This window comes from Candidatus Dormiibacterota bacterium, from assembly GCA_035635555.1.
GTDB lineage: Bacteria > Acidobacteriota > Polarisedimenticolia > Gp22-AA2 > Gp22-AA2 > Gp22-AA3.
On record DASQAT010000055.1, the window covers coordinates 133,515 to 139,728 of the forward strand.

A 6,214-nucleotide genomic window follows, 5' to 3' on the forward strand; every position below is an offset into this window, starting at 1 on the left:
CGTCCCTGGCGCGAGGATGAGTCAGCGGGCCGGGGCCGCCTGCTTCGCCTTGAAGGCCTCTTCGACCAGCGGCTTGAGCTCCCCCTTCTGGTGCATCTCGAGGACGATGTCGCTGCCGCCGATGAACTTGCCGCCGACGAACACCTGCGGGACGGTCGGCCAGTGGCTGACGCTGCTCAGGATCTGACGGATGCGGGGGTCGGGGAGGATGTCGACGGTCTTGAACGGCCGGCCGAGCTCCTTGAAGACGGCGATCGCCCGCGCCGAGAAGCCGCACATCGGCATGTCGGCCGTCCCCTTGGTGAACAGGCAGATGGTGTTGGAGTCGATTTCCTTCTGGATCATGTCGAGGATTTCCTGGGACATTGCGATTCTCCTGGTATCAGACGTGTGAAACCGGCAGCGGCCCGCTGGCCTTCTCGCGCTCCCACTCGGCCGGCGTGCAGGTCTTGAGCGACAAGGCGTGAATGGCCTGGCTCGCCATCTCGTCGCGGAACAGGGCGTAGATCATCTGATGCTGCTCGATCCGGCTCTTCCCCTCGAAGGCCTGCGCCACCACCAGCGCGCCGAAGTGGGCGTCTGCCCCCTCGACGCGCGCGGATGCTCCCGGAATCTCCTGCTCGATGCGCTTCTTCAGATCGTCCGGGCCCACCCGGCGCCTCCTCTCACTGGATTGCCGCGGCGAAGGTCACGTCCGAGCTGAGGCTACAGGAGGTGTCGAGCTCGCCGTCGACGTTGAAGTCGATCTCCGCCGAGTCGCAGGTCCCCGAGAGCGTGAGATTGTTGCGATTGAAGGTGCCGATGCACTGGAAGAATAGTGCGTCGGTCCGGTCCCAGACACGCACCATGGCGAGACACGAGTCGGCCTGCACGCTGCCAGTCAACTCCACGGCTCTGGTGTCGTTGTTGCTATCGCTCCGGTCGGCCTGGAGCCCGAAACTCGTGCTGCCTTGGCTGCCGAAGACGTCCATGCGGGAATAAGTGGCCGGGAAGTCAGTCGTGGCGACTGTGGCTCCGTTCACTCCTGCAGGCAGCGGTGAGATTACACTCGTGCAGTTCTGCAGCGTCCGGGCGCCGGCCCCCAGATTGACGACCCAGGAGCCGACGAGGTCGTCGCGCACGAGATTGCAGTCGAGTCCGTTGATGATCGTGGTGCCGTTGTCGTTGCACGAAATAGCCAGGGTCGCGAGCACGAGCAGGACCGCGTAGACCATGGGTTTCGTCAACACGCCTCGGGCCCTCCGGAAACCAGCCGGATTCTATCCCCGATCGGCCATCCCCTCCAAGCCCTCTGATCTAGGGACAGGCGAGCGCGTCGATCGCCTGAGGGACCGAGCCGAACGGACCGGCGGCGCAGGAGTTCCGTCCGCGGGTCAGATAGAAGTAGCCGTCGCCGGCCGTCGGGTTGTCGCGCGTGTCGTCGTAGGACGGGGAGGGGAGATCGGACGACAGACACGAGGTGGAAGGGCCCGGGCCCGAGACATGGAGCGCCGCGAGACCTCCCCCTGCGAGCTCATACACGAGACCGGGGCCGGTACCCGGAGGCTCGTCGCTCCAGGCCAGGTGCGTCGGCCTCGCGCCGGTCACCGTCAACCCGTCCACCTCGACAGGCGCCAGGTACGGGGCCGCCGCATCCCCCGGAGAGCAATCCTCGCCGTTCAGATGGCCGTCGAGGTCGCGGTCGGCGCCCAGACGAACCCCGGACCCGATCGTGCCGCACAGGAAGGTGACCGGGCCCGTCGCGTTCTGCCGAAGCGCCACGGTCGTGACCTGCGCCTCGCTGGCGACGTCGGTCGTCCACAACCCGCCGCTGCCGATGCCGCCGTTCAAGTAGTAGCTCCGCGGCCGCCCCTGTGCTGTCGCGTAAGCCACCAGGTCGCAGTGCCGGCCAGGATCGGCCAGGTTTCCGAGACCGACGAGGGCCGAGACGAGCTGCTCCTGCTGCGGCGTGCCGGTCGGTGGAAGACCGGCGGGGACGGTGAGATTCTTCCCGACCGAAGGCTTGATGCCGGTCGGGAAGTGCATCAGGAACAGGGTGAGGTCGCGCACCTGCGGCGCCGTCAGCGTGAAAACCTGGGCCGACAGGAACGTCCCCAGATCGGGGATCGAGCCGTCGTGGATGAAGCCGAAGCCGGTCTTCGAGTCCGGCGGAGTGGAGGTCCCGGGCGGGCCGAAACGCGGCCCGAACTTCTCGTAGAGGTTGCGGGTGTGGGGCACCTTCAGGTCGCTGTGCGGAACGCCGTCGGCGTTGCCGTTGAACAGCCCCGCAAACATCGTCACCGGGTCGCCGGGGTCGATCCCGCCGAGCTTGCCGCCCGCCGCGCCGAACGGCAGGGCGTGGCAGGACGAGCACGACTGCCCGGCATCGGTGCTCCCCGTCAGGAACAGCGCCTGTCCGGCGGTCGGGTTTCCCGTGAAGGGGTTTCCCGGGATGGTCACGGGTGCGTTCGGGATGGTGTCGTCGACGCTGCGATAGGGGTTCGGCGGGAGGGTGATCCCGAGCGCGAACTGCCGGAACAGCTCCATCTGGGCCGCCGTGAGACCGGCCGGCTCGCCGTTGATCGGACCGATGTCGTGCGCGCCCAGCAGCCCGACGAACGCCTTGTTGAAGACGTCGAGCGTCGCGCGGTCGCCTCGCCAGTGCAGGGGCTCCAGCATGCCGCGCAGCGTCTGCGTCGTCATCGGTCCCTTCTGCGGATCGAAGCCTTTGTGCGCCGAGAACGGCGGCTGCGCCGGGACGGTCACCGGCTGGTTGTTCTGCGGCACGATGAACCGGACGTTGTCCCCGGGCGTTCCGTACGGCACGAAGCCCCCGGGCGGGTTTCCGAGGTCCCATCCCAGCTCGTCCATGTTCCCCGAGATGTGGCAGGAGGCGCAGGAGTTGTCGCCGTGCCCCGACGTGTCGATGCCGTCGTACAGGAGGCGGCGCCCGTTCTTGATCGTGTCGGACGACGGATCGTGCAGACCGATCTCGCCGACCTTGGCAAGGGACGCGGTGTCCACGAGAGCGACCGAGTTGCTGAAGCGGTTCAGGACGTAGGCGCGACCCAGGTCCTCGCGCAGCGCGACGCCGGTCGGGCCCTCGCCGACCTCGACCACGTCGGGCACCGAGCGCGCGGCACCGAAGATGCACGCGCCGGAGGCGCAGCCGCCGTTCACCCGGAACAGCTTACGCGAACCGATCGCGGTGAGATAGCCGATCGTCCCGGCGCGGTTCCACACGAGCATGCCGGGCTGCGAGAGGCTCGCCCGGCGCTCCGGCAGGTTGGTCGCAGGATCGCTGCCGCGGTCGATGTGGGTGTTGAGGTCCACCACGGTGACGGCATTGCCGGCGGCCGGGTCGACGATCGTCAGGCGATCGTCCACCACGTGCCCGCCCACGCCGAGGGGGTGCTCGAAGCGGACGTTGTTCCTCGCCTCGGTGTTGGGGATGTAGATCTTTCCGTTGCCGGGGTTGACCGACACTTCGAACAGGGTCGTGCCCAGGTGATCGACGGTCGAGACGTTCAGGGAGGCGGTGTCGATGATGAACAGGTCATGGTCCGGGAGCCGGTACGGCAGGCACATGCTCCAGTCCTGGGAGGCGTCGTCGCGCCACGCCTGCGTGGCCGGGTCCCATTTGACGATGAGGCCGACGGACGGCACGCCGCCGGGCGGGTCGATCAGCGCCGGATTGCGCACGATGCCGGCGGGCAGCGGGGGGTAGGGCGGATGCGCGCTGCTGCAGTTGATCGGGTTCAGCCCCAGCTGCGTCAGCCGGTTCACGTCGAGCCCCGCCCCGCCGTTGAAGATGACGTTGGCGTTGATCACAGTCGTCTGGTTCCCCGAGTTCAGGACGACCGCGTAGACCCTGGTGCCGTCCTTCGAGGCCGCCAGGGCGCGTGTGTCGCTTCCGAACAGTGGAAGGGCGATCGGCGGACCGGCCAGATCCCCCAGGTCGAACACCTTGACGGCGTCCTCCTGCGACACGGCGACGAACGCCCGGCCGTTGGCGAAGACGACATCGGTCGGCTCGTCCCCCACCGGCAGGGTCCTGACCGTGGTGCCCAGAGAGAGGTCCACGATGCTGACCGTGTCCGACAGGTGATTGACCACCCAGGCCTCGGAGTCGCTCCTGGGCACCACGCTGACCGGCTCGAGACCGACCGGGATCGAGGCGCCGGGCAGGAGCCCCCCGTCCGGCGTCACGGTGAACACCTCCAGCAGAGCGTCCGGGGTGTTCACGACCAGGAGGCTTTTTCCCGAAGGGGTCAGGGCGATCGGATGGACCTGGGAGGACTCGAAGTTCACGTACTGGGCCTGCGCCGGTCCCAGGAGCCCCCCGGCCAAAAGACACGTACCGACGACGAACCGAGCTCGGTGCATGGCATCAGTCTCCGTGTATTACCATGAGCCGTCGAAATGTACGACGATTCCGTCTCTCCGGCAATCAACAGTCCGCGGGATGCCTGCATGAGCGAGGCCCCCCCGTCGGTCGAATGAGGTCGAGCCAGCGGGTCGGTCCGCCGCCCCTCCCGCCGATCCTCGTGACCCTCCTCCTGACTTTCGTGATCTCCTGCCCGCCGGCGCGCGGCCAGTCCTATCCCACCATCGCCACGATTCGCATCGACCGGGAGGACGTCTTCGACCTGGACAATCCGGACGAGCGCCACCTCCCATTCATCTGGGCCGACCGGCTGCACGTGGAGACGCGGGAGTATGTCATCAGGCGCGAGCTCCTGTTCCAGGAGGGGGACCCCGCCGATCCGGACGTCCTGTACGAGTCGGAACGCAACCTCAGACGTCTCGTCTTCCTGCACGACAACACGCGCATCGAGACGGTGGCGCGGGACGACGGGCGCGTGGACGTGATCGTGCACACGCGCGACATCTGGACCACGCGGCCGAACGTCTCCATCAGCCGCCAGGGGAACCGGACCACAGGCCGGTTCTCGTTCAGCGAGCAGAACCTCGCCGGCCTGGGCAAGCAGATCGGCCTGTCCCTGAAGAAGGACCTCGACCGCAACTCCGGCGGGATCGAGTACGCCGACCCGCGCCTGCTCGGGAGCCGGTGGACCCTCGGCGCCTCGTACTTCATTCGATCGGACGGGATGCTCTACGCCGCCGACGTCGATCGTCCCTTCTTCTCGGCGCTCACAGAGAATTCCGGCGGAGGCGGGGGCTCCCATTTCTCGCAGGTCACGCCCCTGCAGATCGACGGCAACGACGCCCCCGGATTCCGGCAGCGCCACAGCGACGTCCTGCTGCGCTACGGGCGGGCGCTGCGCACGGGATACGAGACGACGCGCAGGCTGGTGTATCGCTTCAGGCTCGAGGACGACCGGTTCGCTCCCGAGCCGGGCGAGGCGCCTCTCTCGACCCTGCCCCCCGTGGGGGGCGCAGGGTACGTCGCTCTCCCCCGGGACCGCCGCTTCCGGATCCTCGAGGCGGTCTACCGTTCGAGCGACGTGAACTACCAGCGGGTGTGCTATCTCGACCGGTTCGACAGGTTCGAGGACATCAACCTCGGAAACGACTGGTCGGCGGGGCTGGGTCTGTCCCCACGATTTCTCGGCGACGAGCACAACCGCGTCTTCTTCTCCGGCCGGTACGGCCGCTGGTTCCACCTCTCGCCGTCCACCTACACCGTGACCGAGCTCTTCACGACGGGCCGCTTCCTGGCGGGGCTCGGCGAAAACGTCATCACGGGATTCGATTTCCGGCATTACTACCTCGGCTTCCCGCGCCAGACGCTGGTCGTCCATGTCGACCACTCCTGGGGTCACAATCTCGACGGCGACATGCAGTTCCTTCTCGGGGGCGACACCGGTCTGCGCGGATACGACAGCCGCCGGTTCGACGGCAACAAGAGGCTCCTGTTCAATGTCGAGGATCGCGCCTATATCGTGTTCGACTGGCTGCACCTCCTGTCGATCGCCTTCAGTCCGTTCGCCGACGCCGGGTACGTCTGGCGCGCGGGCGAGAACGAGGACCTGGGGGATGTCGTCGGCGACGTCGGAGCCGGGTTCCGCTTCGACGTGACCCGCGGCAGCAGCGGCACCGTCATCCGGCTCGACTACGCCTACCCGTTGAGCGGCCTGGGCCGGGAGGAGAACCCGCGCGGCGTCCTGTCGTTCACGGCGGGGCAGGCGTTCTAGGAACGCGTCGAGGTCATGGCAGGAGCCGCGTTCGCGGCGGCGCGGGCGGCGCGGCGGCGGTTCGCGGAGACCATGAG

General features: G+C 67.7%; 5 protein-coding genes. 1 reads left to right on the forward strand and 4 read right to left on the reverse strand.

What is annotated here, in order from left to right:
* Positions 1-21: 21 nt before the first annotated feature.
* The 4 genes from grxD to VEW47_16940 all read right to left on the reverse strand — a co-directional run bounded on the left by grxD (position 22) and on the right by VEW47_16940 (position 4,365).
* Positions 22-366, reverse strand: coding sequence for a Grx4 family monothiol glutaredoxin (gene grxD / locus VEW47_16925; protein HYS06867.1), 345 nt, complete (start codon positions 364-366; stop codon positions 22-24).
* A 16-nt stretch (positions 367-382) separates the two neighbouring features.
* Entirely contained in the window at positions 383-652 is a 270-nt protein-coding gene (locus tag VEW47_16930) for a BolA/IbaG family iron-sulfur metabolism protein (protein ID HYS06868.1), read from the reverse strand.
* A gap of 13 nt (positions 653-665) precedes the next feature.
* Entirely contained in the window at positions 666-1,229 is a 564-nt protein-coding gene (locus VEW47_16935) for a hypothetical protein (GenBank protein HYS06869.1), read from the reverse strand.
* 67 nt (positions 1,230-1,296) lie between these two features.
* The gene (locus tag VEW47_16940) at positions 1,297-4,365 is read right to left on the reverse strand and encodes a hypothetical protein (protein HYS06870.1); all 3,069 of its coding nucleotides are present in this window, start codon (positions 4,363-4,365) and stop codon (positions 1,297-1,299) included.
* Positions 4,366-4,478: 113 nt separating this feature from the next.
* Between VEW47_16940 and VEW47_16945 the strand changes: the two genes are divergently transcribed.
* A complete protein-coding gene (locus tag VEW47_16945) occupies positions 4,479-6,137 on the forward strand; it encodes a hypothetical protein (protein HYS06871.1) in 1,659 nt (552 codons plus the stop codon).
* Positions 6,138-6,214: the final 77 nt, after the last annotated feature.